The sequence below is a fragment of the Testudinibacter sp. TW-1 genome, assembly GCF_050613185.1.
GTDB lineage: Bacteria > Pseudomonadota > Gammaproteobacteria > Enterobacterales > Pasteurellaceae > Chelonobacter.
Map to the genome: position 1 here is coordinate 1,093,255 of NZ_CP192511.1, position 21,114 is coordinate 1,114,368.

General features: G+C 45.8%; 9 protein-coding genes and 2 pseudogenes. 10 read left to right on the forward strand and 1 reads right to left on the reverse strand.

Annotated features, from left to right (window positions below):
- Positions 1 to 48 precede the first annotated feature (48 nt).
- Positions 49 to 141: pseudogene (locus tag ACQ31U_RS05335) on the forward strand (homocysteine S-methyltransferase family protein); the annotation flags it as partial.
- Positions 142 to 295: 154 nt separating this feature from the next.
- Here the strand turns inward: ACQ31U_RS05335 and ACQ31U_RS05340 are convergent.
- Positions 296 to 460 carry a hypothetical protein gene (locus ACQ31U_RS05340; RefSeq protein WP_431054041.1) on the reverse strand — a complete coding sequence of 55 codons (165 nt, stop codon included), beginning with the start codon at positions 458 to 460 and terminating at the stop codon, positions 296 to 298.
- Between the two features lie 319 nt (positions 461 to 779).
- Here ACQ31U_RS05340 and ACQ31U_RS05345 point away from each other — a divergent pair, with 319 nt between their 5' ends.
- The 9 genes and pseudogenes from ACQ31U_RS05345 (at position 780) to ACQ31U_RS05385 (ending at position 21,020) form a co-directional block, all read left to right on the forward strand.
- Positions 780 to 2,594, forward strand: coding sequence for a ShlB/FhaC/HecB family hemolysin secretion/activation protein (locus ACQ31U_RS05345; RefSeq protein ID WP_431054042.1), 1,815 nt, complete (start codon positions 780 to 782; stop codon positions 2,592 to 2,594).
- Between the two features lie 98 nt (positions 2,595 to 2,692).
- Entirely contained in the window at positions 2,693 to 12,670 is a 9,978-nt protein-coding gene (locus ACQ31U_RS05350; protein WP_431054043.1) for a hemagglutinin repeat-containing protein, read from the forward strand.
- On the forward strand, positions 12,663 to 13,349 hold the full coding sequence (locus ACQ31U_RS05355) for a hypothetical protein (RefSeq protein WP_431054044.1): 687 nt from the start codon (positions 12,663 to 12,665) through the stop codon (positions 13,347 to 13,349). Before ACQ31U_RS05350 ends, ACQ31U_RS05355 begins: the two co-directional genes overlap by 8 nt.
- Before the next feature lie 21 nt (positions 13,350 to 13,370).
- Complete coding sequence (locus ACQ31U_RS05360) at positions 13,371 to 16,190, forward strand: hemagglutinin repeat-containing protein (protein WP_431054045.1); 2,820 nt, start codon at positions 13,371 to 13,373, stop codon at positions 16,188 to 16,190.
- A complete protein-coding gene (locus ACQ31U_RS05365) occupies positions 16,159 to 16,767 on the forward strand; it encodes a hypothetical protein (RefSeq protein ID WP_431054046.1) in 609 nt (202 codons plus the stop codon). Before ACQ31U_RS05360 ends, ACQ31U_RS05365 begins: the two co-directional genes overlap by 32 nt.
- Complete coding sequence (locus ACQ31U_RS05370; protein WP_431054047.1) at positions 16,764 to 19,763, forward strand: hemagglutinin repeat-containing protein; 3,000 nt, start codon at positions 16,764 to 16,766, stop codon at positions 19,761 to 19,763. The genes ACQ31U_RS05365 and ACQ31U_RS05370 overlap by 4 nt, the downstream gene beginning before the upstream one ends.
- Position 19,764: 1 nt before the next feature.
- Positions 19,765 to 20,235, forward strand: a complete 471-nt coding sequence (locus ACQ31U_RS05375; RefSeq protein ID WP_431054048.1) for an SMI1/KNR4 family protein — start codon at positions 19,765 to 19,767, stop codon at positions 20,233 to 20,235.
- 93 nt (positions 20,236 to 20,328) lie between these two features.
- Positions 20,329 to 20,502: pseudogene (locus tag ACQ31U_RS05380) on the forward strand (colicin E3/pyocin S6 family cytotoxin); the annotation flags it as partial.
- Between the two features lie 14 nt (positions 20,503 to 20,516).
- The gene (locus ACQ31U_RS05385) at positions 20,517 to 21,020 is read left to right on the forward strand and encodes a contact-dependent growth inhibition system immunity protein (RefSeq protein WP_431054049.1); all 504 of its coding nucleotides are present in this window, start codon (positions 20,517 to 20,519) and stop codon (positions 21,018 to 21,020) included.
- Positions 21,021 to 21,114: the final 94 nt, after the last annotated feature.

Sequence of the window (21,114 nt, forward strand, 5' to 3'; positions counted from 1 at the left end):
TTAAATGCCGTTCTCTGTTTTGCTTTGCAAAACAACAGTGAGGTTCATATGACATTTACACTACTCGACGGCGGTATGGGGCGTGAATTATTGCGTATCGGCGCACCGTTTCAGCAGCCGAAATGGTCGGCATTATTGTTGCAATTATTGGCAAAGCAACCTAAGCCGATCCGGATCTCTTTTAGCTTAGACGATAGTGCCTTAGATATACCAATTTTGCGTTCGGACGAATACGCCAAATGCAGTTAAACATCAACAGCCGACCGCACTTTTAAGCGAACAAGTGGAAACAGCGTTAGCGGTGCGCGATTTGGCGATCAGTTATCAACGCCATTTTTGCTTCGATCACTTGCGCTAGCGTCCGTTCCAACGCCGCTGCCCGAAAAAAATCGACGGGCTGTGCGAAACCCAAACCCCGCCAAACCGCACTTTTGCCGACAGACATCGGATTTTTTGCCATATTGTGTTTACCAGAAGGCAAGAGTGGATCGTTGTCTTATTCGTAGACCGAGAAGTAGCGACGCTAGGGCTTCCTGACAATTCGATTTACGGTTACTTTTCGCCCCTGAAAACGCATCTGCTGCGTTAAAAAGCCTCGAAAGATGTCCAATCTTACTGCGTTTTTTGCCTTGCATTTACATTTTCAGGAACAAAAATCCCCTCATAAACAAATTGTCAGGAAGCCCTGGGATGAGTATTTACTGAGTTTTACATCTAGGAAAATACATCAAATAACGTTATACTCCATAAGATTTTTTTATTGCCTGGTTAGGAATATCATGTCATTCTCTTCTAAGTTATCTTTTATTGGATTTAATCTAATTTTATCAATAACTAACATACTGGCTACAGTAAATGCAGCAACCCCCACCGCACCTAGCACAGATGATCTGACGTTTGATGCTCAGCAGCAACAACGCCAGCAGGAACAAACCCTTTCAATTCAACGGCAACAAATCAATCATCCGGAAGTGCGGTTTCAAAGCGATATCGAAACCACTCAAGAACGCCCCCTGTTAATTCCCGAAGCCCAATGCCTGACCATTTCTGAACTTTACCTGACTGACCTCGAACTTACCCAAACTGACATGACTGCATACGCTTTAAAAGGTGTACGACCGCCGAGAAGCCAATTCGATTGGGCGTTGGATGCGGTGTATCAAGCACGGGATTTTTCCCTGCCGCATTGTATCGGCGGTGAAGGCATCGGCATTCTGATTAATCGGATTCAAAACGCGATTATCGAAAAGGGTTTTGTCACCACGCGGGTGTTGGTGCAGCCGCAGGATTTACGCAGCGGGAAGCTGATTTTAACCGTGATTCCCGGCAAAGTAAGGCAAATTCAATTACGGGATAACAGCGATTATCCGAAAGCCACGTTGGCCACGGTGTGGTTTGCGTTGCCGACGAAAAGCGGGGCGTTATTGAATATCCGCGCTATCGAACAGGGCTTGGAAAACCTGAAACGCCCGCCGCACGCCGATGCCGATATCCAAATCATCCCGGCGCAAGGCAATGGCGCGCAGCCGGGCGAAAGTGATTTGCAGATTGATTTTCAACAGCGCTTTCCTTATCGCTTGTCTTTATCGTTGGACGATAGCGGCAGTAAAGCGACCGGGCGGTTGCAGGGCACGGCAACGGTGTCGATTGAAAACATGTTGTCGTTGAACGATCTGTTTTACGCTTCTTTTACACACAGTTTCAAACGCGGCAGCGATGATGACGGTGCGCGCGGCAGCAACAATACCAGCCTGTATTACGGCGTGCCGTGGAAAAATTGGCTGTTGAGCGTGTCCGGGTCACAATATGATTACCACCAAACGGTGTTTGGCCCGTTCACCGATTATGAATATGCCGGCAAAAGCACCCATTTGAATGCCAACCTTTCCCGGACGTTATATCGTGACGGCAGCCGCAAAACGACGGCGACAGTTGGTGTCTGGCATCGCCGCACCGCGAACTTTGTGGACCGGTCGGAAATCGATGTGCAACGTCGGCGCATGGCAGGTTGGCAAATCGGGCTGAATCACCGTGAATATCTCGGCAGTGCCACCTTAGATTTCTCCTTCGACTATAAACGCGGCACCGGCGCCAACCGTTCGCTGGCGGCGCCGGAAGAGGCGCATGGCGAAGGCACGTCGCGCCCGAAAATCATCAGTGCCGAAATCAGCTTCAAGCAACCGTTCAAACTGGGCGAACAGCCGTGGCAATTGAGTACCGGTTGGCGAGGGCAATGGAACAAAACCCCGCTTGTTCCGCAAGAGCGCTTGAGTATCGGCGGGCGTTACACGGTGCGCGGTTTTGACGGCGAATTGACCTTAAGCGGTGACCGCGGCTGGTTATGGCGCAATGAATTGGCGTGGAATGTGATGGCAAGCGGACATGAACTGTACCTTGCCATCGATAAAGGCGTGGTACGCGGGCGCAGTACGGCCAAGCTTCTCGGTCGTCATCTGGTTGGCGGCGCGGTCGGTTTGCGCGGCAATCTGTGGGGCTTGGATTATGCGTATTTTATCGGTACGCCTATTCATAAGCCGCAAGGTTTCCGTACCGGCCATGTAACCACCGGATTTAGTCTGAGTTATCAGTTTTAATCCAAGTCGCCAGAGTAAAAAAGAAGAAAGTAGTAAAAGTAGTAAAAGAAGAAAACAGTAGTAAAAGAAGAAAACAGTAAACGTAAAAGGAACACCCTATGAACAAGCATCTTTACCGCCTGATTTTCAGCAAAAGCCAACAACGTGTGGTTGTGGTGTCTGAAATAGCCACCCGCGAGGGCAAAGCCAAAGGCGAGGGCGGACAGATGGTTGCGGAGGAGGCGGGCCGTTTTACTTTTTTAACCCAAGGCTGGCGGCTAAGTGCGGTCAATCTCAGTTTATTTACCGTGTTGGGCTTTTTGTTGGTGAGCAATGTCTCCGCCAATGAACTGCAAATTCGCGCCGACCAAAGCGCACCGAAAAACCAGCAGGCGATTATATTGCAAACGGCGAACGGTTTGCCGCAGGTGAATATCCAAACCCCGAATGACAAAGGCTTGTCGCATAATAAATACCAACAGTTCGATGTCGATACCCAAGGCGCGATTCTGAACAACAGCCGCACCGAAGTGCAAACCGAACAAGGCGGGTGGGTGCAGGGCAATCCCTATCTGGCACGCAGCGAAGCCAAGGTGATTCTGAATGAAGTCAATTCCAACAACCCGAGCCAACTGAAAGGTTATGTCGAAGTCGCCGGCAAGCGTGCCGAGGTGATTATCGCCAACCCGTCCGGCATTCATTGCGAAGGCTGCGGCACGATTAACGCCGGCCGCACCGCCTTGACCACCGGCAAGGTGGAACTGGAAAACGGGATGGTGAAAGGCTATCAAGTCGAGCAAGGCAAAGTCACCGTTTCCGGGCGCGGCATGGACACCAGCCGTTCCGATTACACCGATATTATTGCGCGAGAAACCGAAATCAATGCGGGCATTTGGGCGAAAGAACTGAAAGTCACCACCGGCATAAACAAGGTCTCGGCGGACAATCAATCGGTGCAAGTCATTCATAAAAGCAAACAAAACGACACGGAACAGCCGGCACAAACCGTGCGCTATGCGGTGGACGTATCGGAATTGGGCGGGATGTATGCCGGCAAAATCCACTTGGTCGGCACCGAAGAGGGCTTGGGCGTGCGCAATGCCGGGCATATCGGCGCGACCCAAGGCCATGTGCGGATTGATTCGCAGGGGCAGATTGTCAATAGCGGCTTTGTCGGCGCACAGCAAGACGTCAAGCTGAGTGCAAAACATCAAATAGAAAACCGCGGCACGGTTTATACGCAACAAGGTGATGTGCAGCTGCAAAGCCAAACCCAAGGTATCGACCAACGCGGCAGCGTGATTGCCAAAGGCGATTCACAAAGCAAGGGCAAAGTGCGGTTGCAGGCAAAAGGCAAGATAGCCCAGCAGGGCGAAACCTTCGCCGAAAGTGATATCACCTACCAAGCCAACCAGATTGAAGCTGGAAAATCCGCCGTGCTTGCCGCCGGCGTGCGCTTTGAACAAACCGAAAACGGTGAACGCAAAACCCTGAATGCGGCAAGCGAAAGTGGTAAAAACCTGACCTTAACCGCCGAGCAACGTGCGGTGGCGCAGGGGCAGAATCTGGCGTCGGGGCAGATTAGCGTACAAGCCGAACAGATTGATTTAAATAATAGCCAAACCAGCGCCAACCGCCTACAGGTCGAAGCGCGCAGTGGTGCGATTACTGCGGACAACAGTATCATCCGCAGTGAAACCAGTGCTGAATTCCGCACCCCGACCGCACTTGTAACCCAGAACGCAAACTTAAATGCCGACTATTTTATTGTCGGTGCAGACAAAATCAATAACAGTGAAGGCAGTTGGATTCAGCGCAGCGTAGCCGATTTTCAATTATCACTCGGCGGGCAGTTAAATAATATCAAAGGAAAAATATCCACAGCCGGGAATATGAAGATAGAGACTACCGCTCTTAATAATCTGCAAGGAACACTGTTTGCAGGTCAAGATAGCGACATCTCCAGCCTTAAGCCGCTCAATAATCGGCAAGGGAATATTGTCAGTGAACAGCATCTATGGATAACCAGCGAGGCTATTGATAATGTCGGCGGTAATATAGGTTCCAAACAAAGTAATACTAATCTCGAGATTCGGACAAAGATTGATAATCGGCAAGGTGAAATCAGTGCCAGACGGCAATTATCGGTGACGGTACCGATATTAGATAATCAAGAAGGGACATTATTAAGTGGCAGTGATAGCGTATTGAATATTGATGCACTCAATAATCAACAAGGGTTTCTGGATGCGGGTGAAGATTTGCATATTATTGGACGAGTGCTAGATAATCGTCATCAATCACAAACCGGTTCGTTGATACAGGCTACACAAAAATTAACCTTGCAACTCGATACTCTGTTAAATCAAGGTACAGTAACAGAGTCTTCAACAGAAGATGGAAAAATTACACAGGGTATTATCGCAGGGACAATTGAGCTTCAACTCAACAATGCAGAAAATCAAAAAGGCGGAATTTATGCGATCGATCATTTATCAATGACGGCGGCGGGTTATCTCAATAACCAAGAGGGTATTTTATCCTCCTTAAATACCGCTTCTTTACAGGGAAATGAGGTGTCGATTAATAATCGTGCCGGTAAGATTCACGCGGTTAATTTATTGGAGATTGAGGCGACACAGCTGAGTGGTGATGGAGATATAAAGAGCCGTGGTGATCTTAATATTAGCTTAAAAGAAGACTTTACGGCTGATACGGCGATATATGCTAAAGGCAGTTTTAATTTTAAAACGGCGGGTCATGTGGTCAATAACAGTGTGATGCAGGCTGGTCATCAGTTAGGATTGCATGCGCAGCAGATCGAAAACCGGGCTACTGGGCAAATGAGTGCCGGCGATGTGGAGCTCATCGCGGGTAAGCAGATTATTAATCGCGGGTTGATTAACAGTTTGCGCGATGATGGTTCCTCATTGACGTTGCTTAAAGCCGATCTTATTGACAACGTGGGTACCGGGCGGATTTATGGTGACAGCATTGCGTTGCAAGCCGAACAGTTAAAAAACCACGATGAGGTCGTGAATGGCAAACACGCCGGTGCTGTCATTGCCGCTAGAAAACGCTTAGATCTCGGGGTTGGAACGATTTATAACCAAAATGACACTTATGTGCCAAATATGAACGGCAGTGCCATGATCTACAGTGAGGGCGAGTTGTTATTCGGTCAAACATTAGATGAGCAAAATCATGCTACCGGTAAAACCGATCATCTTTATAATCAAAGTGCGGTGATTGAAAGTAACGGCGCAATGGGATTAGCGATTCATCACATTGAAAATACCAATGCTTTTTATAGAACGGAAATGCAAACTGTCGGAGAACAAGTGCGCAACTGGCACTATATTGTCCCTAGAGATTATGCCGAAAAAGATTTGAGAATTGCTTATAATCTTTTGCAGATGACATCAGGGGTGAGGGGAAAAAGCCAATTAATTTGGCGTCAGCAAGATACGGTGATAAAACCGGAAAACGGTGATGTGCAATCCTTTATCTTGCCACAGGTCAATCAGTGCCAATCGATAGCAAATCAGTGTGATTTTGAGCCTCATTCCTATTATTTCCCGACCGATCCGGCGTGGGGCTATTTTAATATCACGACTGAAGCAGATGATACGCTTACTCGCCATCTCGTTAATGCTAAAGCGCCGGTTGCCCCTATTGAACCGGTGAAGCCGGTTAAAAGGAGATCAGAGCGTCGTTACAAGCGGTTATTAGCCGAGTATGAGCAGAAAAAATTACAGTATGATATTGATTATAGTGTTTATTTGAGTAATAAAGAAAAATTTGACCATGAGATTAAGCCTTATTATTTACAATGGGTTGAAAAAAATAAAGCGGCTTTTGAGTGGTTGTCCAGTGAGATAGAACAACATAATCAAAAATATGTTGCTGAAAAAAGAAAGGAATATAAAGACTACTATGATATCAAGGTTGATAAACAAATTATCAAAGAAGATGTGGTGGTCTCCAGCCTGCCGGGGAAAATACTTTCCGGTGGCAATATGTTATTCAGCGGTAGCACATTTTTAAATGATAAAAGCCACGTGCTCGCCGGTGGTATCATGCGGGGCTTGACAGATAAGATTGAAAATAAAAATGAAGAGGGAACTCGTGTTACCGAAGATTACGGCAGCAAAATCTATAGTCGCGAAATCAAAAATGGTAAAACAGGTAGCGGTAGGACTAAATATAAACGGGATCCTATTCCAATCTCCAATGGCTTGTTAAAAACCGAAGCAACAACCATTCCGATTTATCTCACCAAAGTAGAGCAAAAACAGGTGGTTTTGGACAAAGCGGTAGATATTTTCTCTTCGGATAGCACTCTACAGCCGAATTTATCGGTATTTACCCCCTTTACCATGGGAGAGGAAAAGCAATCCGTAGTTAAAACCTTAAACGATCATGTTCGTTTTATTGAGATAGACACTCACCTGCCGACTTCGGCGTTATATAAAGTCAATCCAAACACACAAAGCCATATCTTAGTGGAAACCGACCCGGCTTTTGCGCAGTATAAGCAATGGCTCAGCTCCGATTATATGCTCAATACGTTGCGTCACGATCCGAATCGCGCGCATAAACGCTTGGGGGATGGGTTCTATGAACAAAAGCTGATTAATGAACAAATCAACCAATTAACCGGATATCGTTATTTAAGCGGCTATAAAGATAATGAAAGCCAGTATAAAGCGTTAATGGACAGCGGCATTACGTTTGCGAATAAGTTTAATTTAGCATTGGGTGTCAGTTTGAGCGAGGCGCAAGTTGTACAATTGACTTCTGATATAGTCTGGCTGGAAACTCAACAAGTACAATTGGATTCTGGTGAAACCGTATCCGTATTAGTGCCCAAAGTGTATGTGCTGGCGCGAAAAGGGGATGTTGACGGACGAGGTGCATTGTTGAGCGGTAATCGCGTTATGACCAACGGTGCCGAACTTGTTAATAGCGGCACGATAGCCGGCAGAGAGTTGGTCAGCCTCAATCAGGAAAATATTAAAAATCTGGGCGGACGGATAAGCTCCCGCCTGACCGCACTTGATGCATCAACGCTAAGTAATATAGGCGGGCAAATTGATGCGGACAAGGTTTTACAGATTAAGGCGGATGGCGATATCCAGCATCAATCCACCGTACGGACTCGCGGTGTACGGCAGTCGGGATTTGAGCGCCGTGATACGGTGCTGGATCGTAAAGCTACTTTCTATGTGCGTGATCCTGACGGCAAATTAACACTTTCTGCTGATAATTTGCATGTGAGCGGAGCGGATATCACCAATCAAGGAGAGGGTATGACACTGCTTGATGTGAAAAATAATCTGCTTTTGGATACGGTTGAGGTTGGTTATCACGAAGCGTTGGGTGGAAATAGTGACGATCGCCGCAGAGAGGCAGTAACGGAGGCGGTGAACAGCCGCGTTAGTGGCGGTGGTGTAGTACAACTACAAGCGAAGAATCTGACCAGTGAAGGTGCACACTTATCAGCGCAAGACAAACTGAATGTGGTTGCAAATAATGATCTGATGATCGGTACCCGTGAATCTAATTTGGACTTTGAGGAATATCACCACACTAAATATCGCAGCACGTTTAGTAAAGGTAGCAAAACAACGCATTCACAACAAACACATACCGAGCAAAGTGGTTCACAATTACAAGGAAAAGAGATCAATCTTCGAGCAGGTAACCTGCATATTGTCGGCAGCAATCTGACGGCTGAAAACGATATTACTATCTTGGCTAAAGATAACATTCAGATTGACGCATCAGAAAATCGGTATAACTCTCATTATGAGGAGAAAAATAAAAAATCCGGCTTTAGCGCTTCGCTGAAAAACGGTGTGGCGACGGTGGGGTATCAAAAAGCGCGGTCTTCAACGGATAGCACGGGGCAATCGACGGCGTTGAATGCCAGTTTGGTTCAAGCCACACAAGGCAACCTATTGATAAAAGGCGGTGAAAAAGTCGATATTGCCGCCTCCGCATTAGTGTCGGGCGGCGATATGACGGTGCGGGGCAGCGAGGTTAATTTCACGGCGATGACGGAAAACAGCGAGCGGTCTTTGCAACAAGAAAGCAAAATGCGCGGTATCGGTGTGCAGGTGATGTACAATCCGCTTGAAGTCGCCAAGCAGACTTACCAAGACAGTATGGGGGAACAATCACCGCAAGGCGGAAACGGTAAAAGCGTGGTTGGCACGGCAACGGCGCACGGCATAGCGGTTGCGGAAACCACCCTGCGGTTAATGAAGCCGGTGACGGACTTTTCCACCTCACAACGCCAATCGCAACAACAGCAAGGCAGCCAACAACGTGCCGTTGTCAGTGAACTCAATGCCGGCGGCAAGCTAACGGTGACAGCGGACAAAGGCAGTATTTTCAGCGAAGGGGCGAACTTCAGCGCTGACGGTGATATGGCGTTCAGCGCGACAGACAATCTTATTTTTGATGTCGCACAGGATATTTTGCGCCAACGGGGCGAGAAACAGCAGCGCGGCGGCGGTTATGACGGCGCAACCATGCTGGGTGTGATTGACTACCGCAATCAACAACAAGACAGCGGCGATATTAAACAAGCACAGGTGAGCCATCTTTCCAGCGGCGGCACGTTGACACTGGCAACCGAAAAAGGCGATATCCGGTTTATCGGCAGTGATGTTGTTGCCGTAGCCGATATTGACGCGACCGCAGGGCGTGACCTGATACTGACCACGACTGACGAATGGCAACAACAGGCTTCAAACCGCAGCGGCAAAGGGATAGGAAAAGCGGTTATCTCCGACACCGAACGCTTCGCCGGTTTTTATCGCAACAGCGAAAGTACAGAATCAAACGAACTGGCGAACAAGGGAACCACCTTGGGCAGCTTGCAAGGCCGTGTCAATTTGAATGCCGGAGATGATTACCGCCAGACGGCAAGTGATGTGATAGCGAATAACGGACGGGTTGATATTGTCGGCGACAGCCTCACGTTCAGCCAAGCGACTAATGTGCAGCAACAGCGCGAATCGAGCCGTGACAGCAAAATCGGCGCATTTGCCAAAGTCAGCTCGCCGTTGATTGACTTGGTACAACAGACCGAAGCCCTGGTGCGCAGCGACAAATCCAACGATCGTTTAAACGCGTTGCAAACCGCGGCACTGGCAGCCAAAGGCTACGGCACCTACCAGGGCTTATCGGACAAAGGTTATCTGATAAAAGGCGAAGTCGGCGTTGGCTTTAGCCAAGCGAAAAGCGACAGCGCCCGTTATAGCGAAAGTGCGGTCGGCAACCATCTCAATGGGGCAGAGGGTGTAAGTTTGACGGCACGCAGCGGCAATATTGATGCGACCTACACCACTCTCACCACCCGAGACAGTGAGGGCAAGCGCACGTCGGGCGGTACGGTTGAGTTTGACGCGGCAGGCAAGATTTTACTGAATGCGGGCGTGGAGGGTTATCGCCAACAAAGCAGCCAACGCAGCAGCGGCGCGCAAGTGGGCGTGGGTTATTCCGTCGGCGGACAAACGGGGGTCTACGCTTATGTTGAAGCCGGTTATAACCGCAGCAGTCAGCAGGGTGAAGGCATTTATCATCATAATAGTGTTGTGGATGCGGATAAGGTTATCGTCAAAAGCCAAGGCGATACGACGTTGAACGGGGCGGAGGTGCACGCCAAACAGATTCAAACCCGGATTGGCGGCGACCTGACGATTAACAGTTTACAAGACGGGGAGCAGCAGCGAAGCAGCGGCAGCAGTGTCGGCGGACGGGTGCAGGTGTCGTTCGGTACGGCTTGGGAGGCGAGTGCCAACGCAAGCGCACAACAAGGCAGTGCCAATCGTCAACAGGTCAATCGTCAAAGCGGTCTGTTTGCCGAAGAGCACTATGATGTGGAGGCGAATAATGTTCACTTGAACGGCGGCGCCATCACGGGCAAGCAAACCGACAAAAACCGCCTTGTTACCAACAAACTGACCTTCAACGACATTGAAAACCGTAGTGAGAGCAAGGCGGTGAGTGCGAGCATTGGGGTGAGCGCGAGTTCGGACTTGAACAAGGACGAAAACGGCAAGGTAATCAAAAACGACAAAGGCGAGCCGGAGCGAGTGACGGACGTCAGCCCGACGGGCGGCTTGCCGATGTACAGCCGCAGCAAGGATAGCAGCGTCACCAAAGCGACCTTGAGCGAAGGCACCATTATCCTCGACAAAGACAGCCAACCAACCCAAACCACGGCGGCAGCGTTGGGGATTAACAGCGACAGCACAACAGGCAACGCGCAAACCGAAAAACCAAAAGACATCAACACAACACTTGCCACACAAAAAGCCATGCAAAGTGCGGTTGCGGACATCAGCGCAGGGGTAGCGAGCTTCAGCAAACAGCAACACACTGCCGCCCAAGCCGAACAGGCAGAAGCTCAAGCCAAGCTCGAACAAGCGGCAAAACGCGGCAATCCAGCGCAATATGAACAAGCCAAAGCCGATTACGACGCAGCCAAAAGCCAAGCGGAGGCATGGGGAACGGGCGGTGACTACAGCCGCGCCTTAGATACCGCCAGCAAAGTTATCAGCCTCGCACTCGCCAACGGCAGCTCAACACAGCTATTGGCAACCGCACTTTCACCGGAAGCGAACAAACTTATCAAAGCGTCGACAACAGATAAAGAAGGCAACGTCGATAAAGCGGCGAACCTGCTCTTGCACGGCATCCTAAGTGCGGTCGAAGCGCAAGTAAATGGCGGCAGTGCGTTGGGTGGTGCAGCGGCAGGGATAGCGGGGGAAGCGGCGGCAGAGCTGTTGGCACAAACCCTCTACGGCAAAAAGGCGAGCGACCTGAACGAGCGCGAGAAACAGAACATCACCGCCCTCAGCAGCCTGACAGGGGCATTGGCGGCAGGGATGGCGAGCAACGCGACAAACGGCACGACGAACCTCGCTGATACGCTTGCTAATGCCGCGATTGGGCAGGCGACAGCGGAAAGTGCTGTGGAGAATAATGCGCTTTTAAATCGTCAGGGTGAAAGCTATCTGAGATCTGAAAAGGATAAAGCTCTAGTCGAATTGTTGAAAGAAAACGGTGTAAAATCTACAGAAGATTTTACAGAGGCGTATCTCGCTTGTATAACTGACAGTTGTCGCCAACAAATCGAAGTATTGAACAGTCAAGCGACTTCTGAGGGGCTTGAAATCATTAAGCAATTGGCAGAAAACGAAATAATAAGTCGAAATGATTATACCGATATTATTTCAACTATTTTGCCAAAAATGGCGGAAGGCGCATTAGTTTCAGGTAGAGAAGTTGGAGCTGAAAGTCGCTTATATAAGAACGATGTATCAGAGGTTGTTGGTCATTATGCAGGCGGTGGTGATAGTGATATTTATCGGATCTTTGATGAAAAGAGTTTAAGAGATTTAGGTTATGACGGAGCTGGATTAGATAACAAGTTAAAAGATATTGAACACTGGAGTAACGCTTGGGAAAGTGGAGTTGTAATTGGGCGTGGAGTAAATAATATCGGAAGCTCGGAGACTTCAAACTCTAAATTACCTATCATTGGTATTACTGAGGGTTATCATACTGAATCTGTAGCCGTTAATGGAAAAGTTATTTATCGTTCAGATGATAATTTTTATTCTAATATTAATGCTAAGGGGAAAACAAAAGCATATATTAATGCCTCTGGGGACTTATTATCAGCAAATGTTGATGGAAATGTAACCATAACACAGCATGTTAGGGGAGCTAGCCCAATGAAAGAACAAAGCCAATATATTTCTTTTTCAGGTAATAATAATGGGAAGAAATATGGGTATAATACAATTTCAGTTGCGCTAGATAATCTAAAGAATGATATTTCATCAGGTAAGTTAAAGGGAGTTGATATAATAGAAAATCAAGATGTTGTTTCTTACTTGAAAAATAAATCCTCAATAAAATTTGATTCGTACTCTAGAAATCCAACAAAAAATACTAGATATGAATTTATTCGTGCAAGACGGGATTTAAATAATGTAATAAGAGATAATGAGGTTTTAATAACTCCAAAAGTGCCTAGTGAGTATATAAATAAATCAAGGGGTGCTTATGAGTAATTTAATATCATCTCTATATATCTCAAGAAATGGTATGGAAAAATTATCTGAATGGGAGATGATAGAATTAGATGAAAATGAATTTCCTTATGAAATCATACCTCTATTGGAAGATTATATTTTGAAATCCAATGGTGATCTTGATGAATTAATTTCAGCGGCTAATATTGCTTGCTCAAAGGGGAGTGATATAGCATTTAACTTTTTATTGAAATTCACTAAAAATTATTCTCAGGATTTAGCCTTGCGACCTCATAGGTTATATAATTATGATCAAACCATAGAAGATATAAGTCGTGCAGTTTTATATCATGCCTTTCATAATTTTGATAAAGGAGTTGAATTTGATAAAGATAAATATTACTTTTTTTCATTCGAAGCCTTTAGGATAGCTATAGAAATACCTATAGACCTATTTAGTGTTTTTAGTATGCTAAGAACAATTGAGCGAATACATCTAAAAAATAACTCTTTATATAATTATTTTTTGAAGATTTTAATGAAAGTGAAAAATATTATTTTTTTTTATAGGGCTGTAGATTGCTTTGCTTTTTATAAAAATATAGATCCATTTTTTACTAGGGAAATAAAGCGATACAATATAAAAAAAGAAGAATTTAAAATTGAGAATTACAAAGATATTTTAAAAAAAATATATACATACTATTACCTAAGATAATTAGTAGATACAGATAAATCAATGAACAAAAACACCTACCGCATAATCTTCAGCCAATCCCAACAACAATTTATTGTTGTTTCGGAGCTGGCAAAATCAAAAACGTCTTCTGAACGTAGATGTGCGGTAGGTAACTTTGTACATTTTAGTGATGGCGTGTCTATTGATTACCAAGATCAACACGCCTCCAAAAACGACAAATCCAACGACCGCTTAAATGCGTTGCAAAGTGCGGCACTGGCAGCCAAAGGCTACGGCACCTACCAGGGCTTATCGGACAAAGGTTATCTGATAAAAGGCGAAGTCGGCGTTGGCTTTAGCCAATCGAAAAGCGACAGCGCCCGTTATAGCGAAAGTGCGGTCGGCAACCATCTCAATGGGGCAGAGGGTGTAAGTTTGACGGCACGCCGCGGCAATATTGATGCGACCTACACCACTCTCACCACCCGAGACAGTGAGGGCAAGCGCACGTCGGGCGGTACGGTTGAGTTTGACGCGGCAGGCAAGATTTTACTGAATGCGGGCGTGGACGGTTATCGCCAACAAAGCAGCCAACGCAGCAGCGGCGCGCAAGTGGGCGTGGGTTATTCCGTCGGCGGACAAACGGGGGTCTACGCTTATGTTGAAGCCGGTTATAACCGCAGCGGTCAGCAGGGTGAAGGCATTTATCATCATAATAGTGTTGTGGATGCGGATAAGGTTATCGTCAAAAGCCGAGGCGATACGACGTTGAACGGGGCGGAGGTGCACGCCAAACAGATTCAAACGCGGATTGGCGGCGACCTGACGATTAACAGTTTACAAGACAGTGAGCAGCAGCGAAGCAGCGGCAGCAGTGTCGGCGGACGGGTGCAGGTGTCGTTCGGTACGGCTTGGGAGGCGAGTGCCAACGCAAGCGCACAACAAGGCAGTGCCAATCGTCAACAGGTCAATCGTCAAAGCGGTTTGTTTGCCGAAGAGCACTATGATGTGGAGGCGAATAATGTTCACTTGAACGGCGGCGCCATCACGGGCAAGCAAACCGACAAAAACCGCCTTGTTACCAACAAACTGACCTTCAACGACATTGAAAACCGTAGTGAGAGCAAGGCGGTGAGTGCGAGCATTGGGGTGAGCGCGAGTTCGGACTTGAACAAGGACGAAAACGGCAAGGTAATCAAAAACGACAAAGGCGAGCCGGAGCGAGTGACGGACGTCAGCCCGACGGGCGGCTTGCCGATGTACAGCCGCAGCAAGGATAGCAGCGTCACCAAAGCGACCTTGAGCGAAGGCACCATTATCCTCGACAAAGACAGCCAACCAACCCAAACCACGGCGGCCGCGTTGGGGATTAACAGCGACAGCGGCAAAGGCAACGCACAGACTGAAAAACCAAAAGACATCAACACAACACTTGCCACACAAAAAGCCATGCAAAGTGCGGTTGCGGACATCAGCGCAGGGGTAGCAAGCTTCAGCAAACAGCAACACACTGCCGCCCAAGCCGAACAGGCGGAAGCCCAAGCCAAGCTCGAACAAGCGGCAAAACGCGGCAATCCAGCGCAATATGAACAAGCCAAAGCCGATTACGACGCAGCCAAAAGCCAAGCGGAGGCATGGGGAACGGGCGGTGACTACAGCCGTGCCTTAGATACCGCCAGCAAAGTTATCAGCCTCGCACTCGCCAACGGCAGCTCAACACAGCTATTGGCAACCGCACTTTCACCGGAAGCGAACAAACTTATCAAAGCGTCGACAACAGATAAAGAAGGCAACGTCGATAAAGCGGCGAACCTGCTCTTGCACGGCATCCTAAGTGCGGTCGAAGCGCAAGTTAACGGCGGCAGTGCGTTGGGCGGTGCGGCGGCAGCGATGACGGGGGAAGCGACAGCAGAACTGCTTGCCACGACCATTTACGGCAAAAGTGCAAGTGAACTGAACGAACGGGAGCGGCAAAATATCTCGGCGTTGAGTAGTCTGAGCGGCGCATTGGCGGCAACGGTGACGGCACAGGCAGATGGAACAGCTACGGATAGCACAACTACACTTGTTAATGCGGCAGCTGGGCAAGCGATAGCGGAAAGTGCGGTTGAGAATAATAATCTTGCAATTGCTGGTAGAGTGGCTACTTTTGTTTGTGCAAGAGCTTGTCAGCAAGCCCTTGCAGAAATGATTGGTCTTGGTGCGGCTATTTCGACTGATTTATCTCAAAATGAACAAGAAGAGGCTTTGAAAATAGGGGCTTTTAAGAACCCTGAAAAAATAGCTGAACTGAGCTCTGAACAAATTGCTTTTTTAAATAGTAAAATTTTAGATAGCGAACCTTTGATTGGTAACAATGTTTGGATACCAACCAGTAGTGGCGGATTTATGCCAGTAGATCCTAACCTTGTTGTTACGACGTATGGCGGCAAACAAATAATTGATCCAAGAATTATTATTACGGATACAGGAGGAATACAATATCCGAGTGATTATGAAAAACCTAATAATACTGGGGGAGATCAAATTCATGTTCCTGAAAATACTGGAGTGTTACCAGGTTCTGAAATTAAAATTGGGAGTTGGGAAGATAATCTTGTTTCGGCTGAAAATTATTTTGATAAGCCTAAGAAAAAAGTAAATAGCGCAAATATTGGGGACTTTGTTAGAACTCCTACTACTAATCCTGAAGATTTTACTAAAAACGGTCGTCAGTATAAAAATAATTATACTGATGAAATATGGGAAAAAAGTAATACACAACATTCAGATAAACTCGGGGAATGGAAAGTTGGTTTAGGGAAAAATAGCCCAAGCAAAACTAAAAAAATAACAGTGGGAGTTAGTGATGGAAAAATTATCAAAATTGACAGCAAATAAAAATATTCATTTGGCTAATATTAATTTTAATGGATTTAGCAGTAGTTCAACATGGATTGGCTATTTTGAAGAAACAGAATTAGTTGAACCTTTAAATGGAATAAAACTTGCTTGTGAATTATTTTATAATTTTTTCTCAAATGATCTAAATGATTTCATTCTCATTTCGGCATTATGTTTTGATGATAAAGCTGATTTAGATCCTAGATTTAATGACTATAATGGTATTTATGAGATTTCTAAAGAAAAGGGGTATCTTAAACCATTAACTGATAACTATATAAAATATTTAGATGGTTCTCCTTTATTAGCGAATCATTTAAGCATTCATTTTGATAACGATTTCTTTATTCCATTTTGCGAGATGGTTATGGCATTGTCATACAGCAAGGTAGTAGGGCAAGTTTGTTTTCTTATTAATCCCAAATTACAGATTGCACTATACCCTCATGATGATACTGGATTTGGAGTAATTACATTGAATGAGAATTTTTCAATGGGAATTGAATTTTTACAATATTGCGGTAAAAATGAGTTTTTCGATTATTATATAGATCCTAGTATTGATAAAAAATGAACAAAACCATCTGCCGCATAATCTTCAGCCAATCCCAACAACAATTTATTGTTGTTTCAGAACTGGCAAAATCGAAAATGCCTTCTGAACGTAGATGTGCGGTAGGTAACTTTGTACATTTTAGTGATGGCGTGTCTATTGATTACCAAGATCAACACGCCTCCAAAAACGACAAATCCAACGACCGTTTAAACGCGTTGCAAACCGCGGCACTGGCAGCCAAAGGCTACGGCACCTACCAGGGCTTATCGGACAAAGGTTATCTGATAAAAGGCGAAGTCGGCGTTGGCTTTAGCCAATCGAAAAGCGACAGCGCCCGTTATAGCGAAAGTGCGGTTGGCAACCATCTCAATGGGGCAGAGGGTGTAAGTTTGACGGCACGCAGCGGCAATATTGATGCGACCTACACCACTCTCACCACCCGAGACAGTGAGGGCAAGCGCACGTCGGGCGGTACGGTTGAGTTTGACGCGGCAGGTAAGATTTTACTGAATGCGGGCGCGGACGGTTATCGCCAACAAAGCAGCCAACGCAGCAGCGGCGCGCAAGTGGGCGTGGGTTATTCCGTCGGCGGACAAACGGGGGTCTACGCTTATGTTGAAGCCGGTTATAACCGCAGCGGTCAGCAGGGTGAAGGCATTTATCATCATAATAGTGTTGTGGATGCGGATAAGGTTATCGTCAAAAGCCGAGGCGATACGACGTTGAACGGGGCGGAGGTGCACGCCAAACAGATTCAAACGCGGATTGGCGGCGACCTGACGATTAACAGTTTACAAGACGGGGAGCAGCAGCGAAGCAGCGGCAGCAGTGTCGGCGGACGGGTGCAGGTGTCGTTCGGTACGGCTTGGGAGGCGAGTGCCAACGCAAGCGCACAACAAGGCAGTGCCAATCGTCAACAGGTCAATCGTCAAAGCGGTTTGTTTGCCGAAGAACATTATGATGTGGAGGCGAATAATGTTCACTTGAACGGCGGCGCCATCACGGGCAAGCAAACCGACAAAAATCGCCTTGTTACCAACAAACTGACCTTCAACGACATTGAAAACCGTAGTGAGAGCAAGGCGGTGAGTGCGAGCATTGGGGTGAGTGCGAGTTCGGACTTGAACAAGGACGAAAACGGCAAGGTAATCAAAAACGACAAAGGCGAGCCGGAACGAGTGACGGACGTCAGCCCGACGGGCGGCTTGCCGATGTACAGCCGCAGCAAGGATAGCAGCGTCACCAAAGCGACCTTGAGCGAAGGCACCATTATCCTCGACAAAGACAGCCAACCAACCCAAACCACGGCGGCAGCGTTGGGGATTAACAGCGACAGCACAACAGGCAACGCGCAAACCGAAAAACCAAAAGACATCAACACAACGCTTGCGACACAAAAAGCCATGCAAAGTGCGGTTGCGGACATCAGCGCAGGCGTGAGTGCCTACAGCGCCCAACAGCGCAAAGTGGCGGAAGCGAAAAAAGCCGATGCCGCACAAGCCATGGCAAATGCGCAGCAAAGCGGTAATCAGGCGGCTTATGAGCAAGCGGTTGTCGCCTATGCACAAGCCGATAGTGAAGCAAAAGCTTGGGGTACGGGCGGCAGTTATCAGCGGGCGGTTGACACGGCAACCAAGGTTATCACCTTGGCGATAGCCAACCGTAGTACGACACAATTGACGGCGACCGCCCTTTCTCCGCTGGCAAACCAAGCGATTAAGGATGCGACCACAGACGAAAACGGCAAGGTGGACAAAACCACTAACCTAATTCTTCATGGCATCTTAGGTGCGGTCGAAGCGCAAGTAAATGGCGGCAGTGCGTTGGGTGGTGCAGCGGCAGGGATAGCAGGGGAAGCGGCGGCAGAGCTGTTGGCACAAACCCTTTACGGCAAAAGTGCAAGTGAACTAGATGAGAGGGAGCGGCAAAATATCTCGGCGTTGAGTAGTTTGAGCGGCGCATTGGCGGCAACGGTGACGGCACAGGCAGATGGAACAGCTACGGATATCACAACTACACTTGTTAATGCGGCAACCGGGCAGGCGATAGCGGAAAGTGCGGTTGAGGGGAATTTATTATCTATAATTGAATCTAACCCTCAAGTAGATTGGGCTAATGTAGCGAAATCAAAAGCATTAGAAGAGGAGGCAAATCGCATAGCAATAGAGCAAATGGAGAAGAATAACCCTGAGCTTATGGAAACACTAAGAGCTGGGGGGACAGTTGCAGGGATTTTAGCTGATTTTACGCCTGTTGTAGGTGATGTAAAATCGTTTGTAGAGGCAGAGGATGGTATTGATTTTGCTTTAGCTTTAGTCGGAGTTATTCCTGGCGCTGAGGTGGTTACAAAATCACTTAAAGAAGCTAAGCAGTTATATACAGCAGCTCGAAATGCAGAGAAAGCAGGCGATTTAAAACAAGCTCAAAAAAATATTGATCAAGCAAAAATATTATTACAAGACAATGATGTTGTTGGATTTTATCAATCACATACTTGGAGGGAGTCATTTGAAAAACAGTATGGTAAGAATAATGTGAAATCTACTACTGTTGTAAATAATTCTAGGGCAACAGCAACAGATAGAATCTTAAAGACAGGTGAACAAATTTCTGTTATTGAGTCTGAGGGTAACAAAGCAGTTAAAATTTATTCTAAGCCAGATACACTTGGTAATAAAAAAGAAATTGCAAATATTCCTTATGATTCAAAGGGATTACCTATATTCGATGATGTTGCAGTTTTTTCAACCAAAATTGATAATAGTAAAAGCTATTCAGGACAAATGAGACAGGCATCACGGGATATGTGGATTGTGATAAAGGATGATCCTATTATGAAAAGTAAATTTACACTACAGCAATTAGAGGACATGCAAAAAGGGAAAAGCACTATCACGGGCTATACTTGGCATCATAATGCACAGTCATCACCAAATAATATGCAGTTAGTACCTGTAAATATACATGATGCGGTTAAGCATATAGGGCAAGGTTCTTTACAAAAAGGAAAATAATATGGAACTATTGAAGGTTTATCGAGATAATGGAAAAGTAGATATTTCTTTAATTAATGAATTTGAAAGGAAAATGAAGATTAAATTCCCCAGTTCTTATAAACATCTAATAAGTAATCACAATTTCTTAAGGCTTGAAAATGATATTTTTGATTATGTTGATTTAGATGGAGAGATTAATGATAGGGATATTTGTTTTTTAGGGTATGGTGAGGTTAATCCATATAATATATATTCAAAATTGGAGCTTTTTCCATTTTATGATGATATGAAAGGTATAGTCCCTTTTGGTGTTAGTGGTAATGGCGATTATATTTGTTTTGATTATAGGTTTTTAGAGGTTGATGAAGAGCCGAAAGTGGTTTTAATATATCACGATGATTATATTCAGGATGCTGATGGAACTATGAATCCAGTAGTTAATCTTGTGGCAAAAAACTTTGAGGAGTTTATAGAGTTATTACATGATTGATTCTAATTTAAAAGAATTATTTTTTAATAAATACTATCCAGCAGGAATAATAAAAAATGTTTAAATAAAGGTTAGAAATCTCATCCTGCTCCGAAGATGGAAGATATTACAGGATTTTCTAATCTAGTAAGATCAAAAGAGAAAACGCCAGTGCAGGGGGGTATTAAATTGAGGAATAGATGGAAAGATAAGGATGGTAACATTTATGAATGGGGTTCTCAGCATGGATCCTTAGAAAAATATAATAAGCATGGAAATCATTATTAAAAAAGTGAAATAAAATGGCTAAATCAAAAAATATTTTAATAAGAAAAAATAAGGATGTAATTTTAATTACTTACTTTTTACAAGGGTTGTTATCAATGTCAGATCCTGAACAAGATCCTGTTTTTTTGCCAGTGGATATTGATGATAAAATGTTAGGTGAATCCGCAAAAGAGGCTTTGTTAAAAAGCAGAGAGATTCCATTAGATGAGTTTTATAAGATATTTAATTCAGGTGAGGTGCAATTATTTGGTAAAAAAATAGAGCAACAGTTACAAGAACACTTTGGCTATAAAAGTAGAAAAGCAATATATAACACTATGGATTTTTTATCTATTGATATGGAAGATAATATTACAATAACACCTCATCATCAGGATTCTCTTGATGGATCGACAGCGGTTAAGAAAAAAGATGGGACAGCAATTGAATTTGAATATCCATTAGAAATTTCAGATGAAGAATTAGGGATGAAAATAAGAGAGGCTTTTAAATATTGCACGAGTATTTATAGGAAATAATATAATTAAGTCCTGTTGGTTATCCATTAACTGAAGCTAAAATTAATGAAATCCAGGGATACGCTTTAGGCGGCGCAGCGGCAGGGATAGCGGG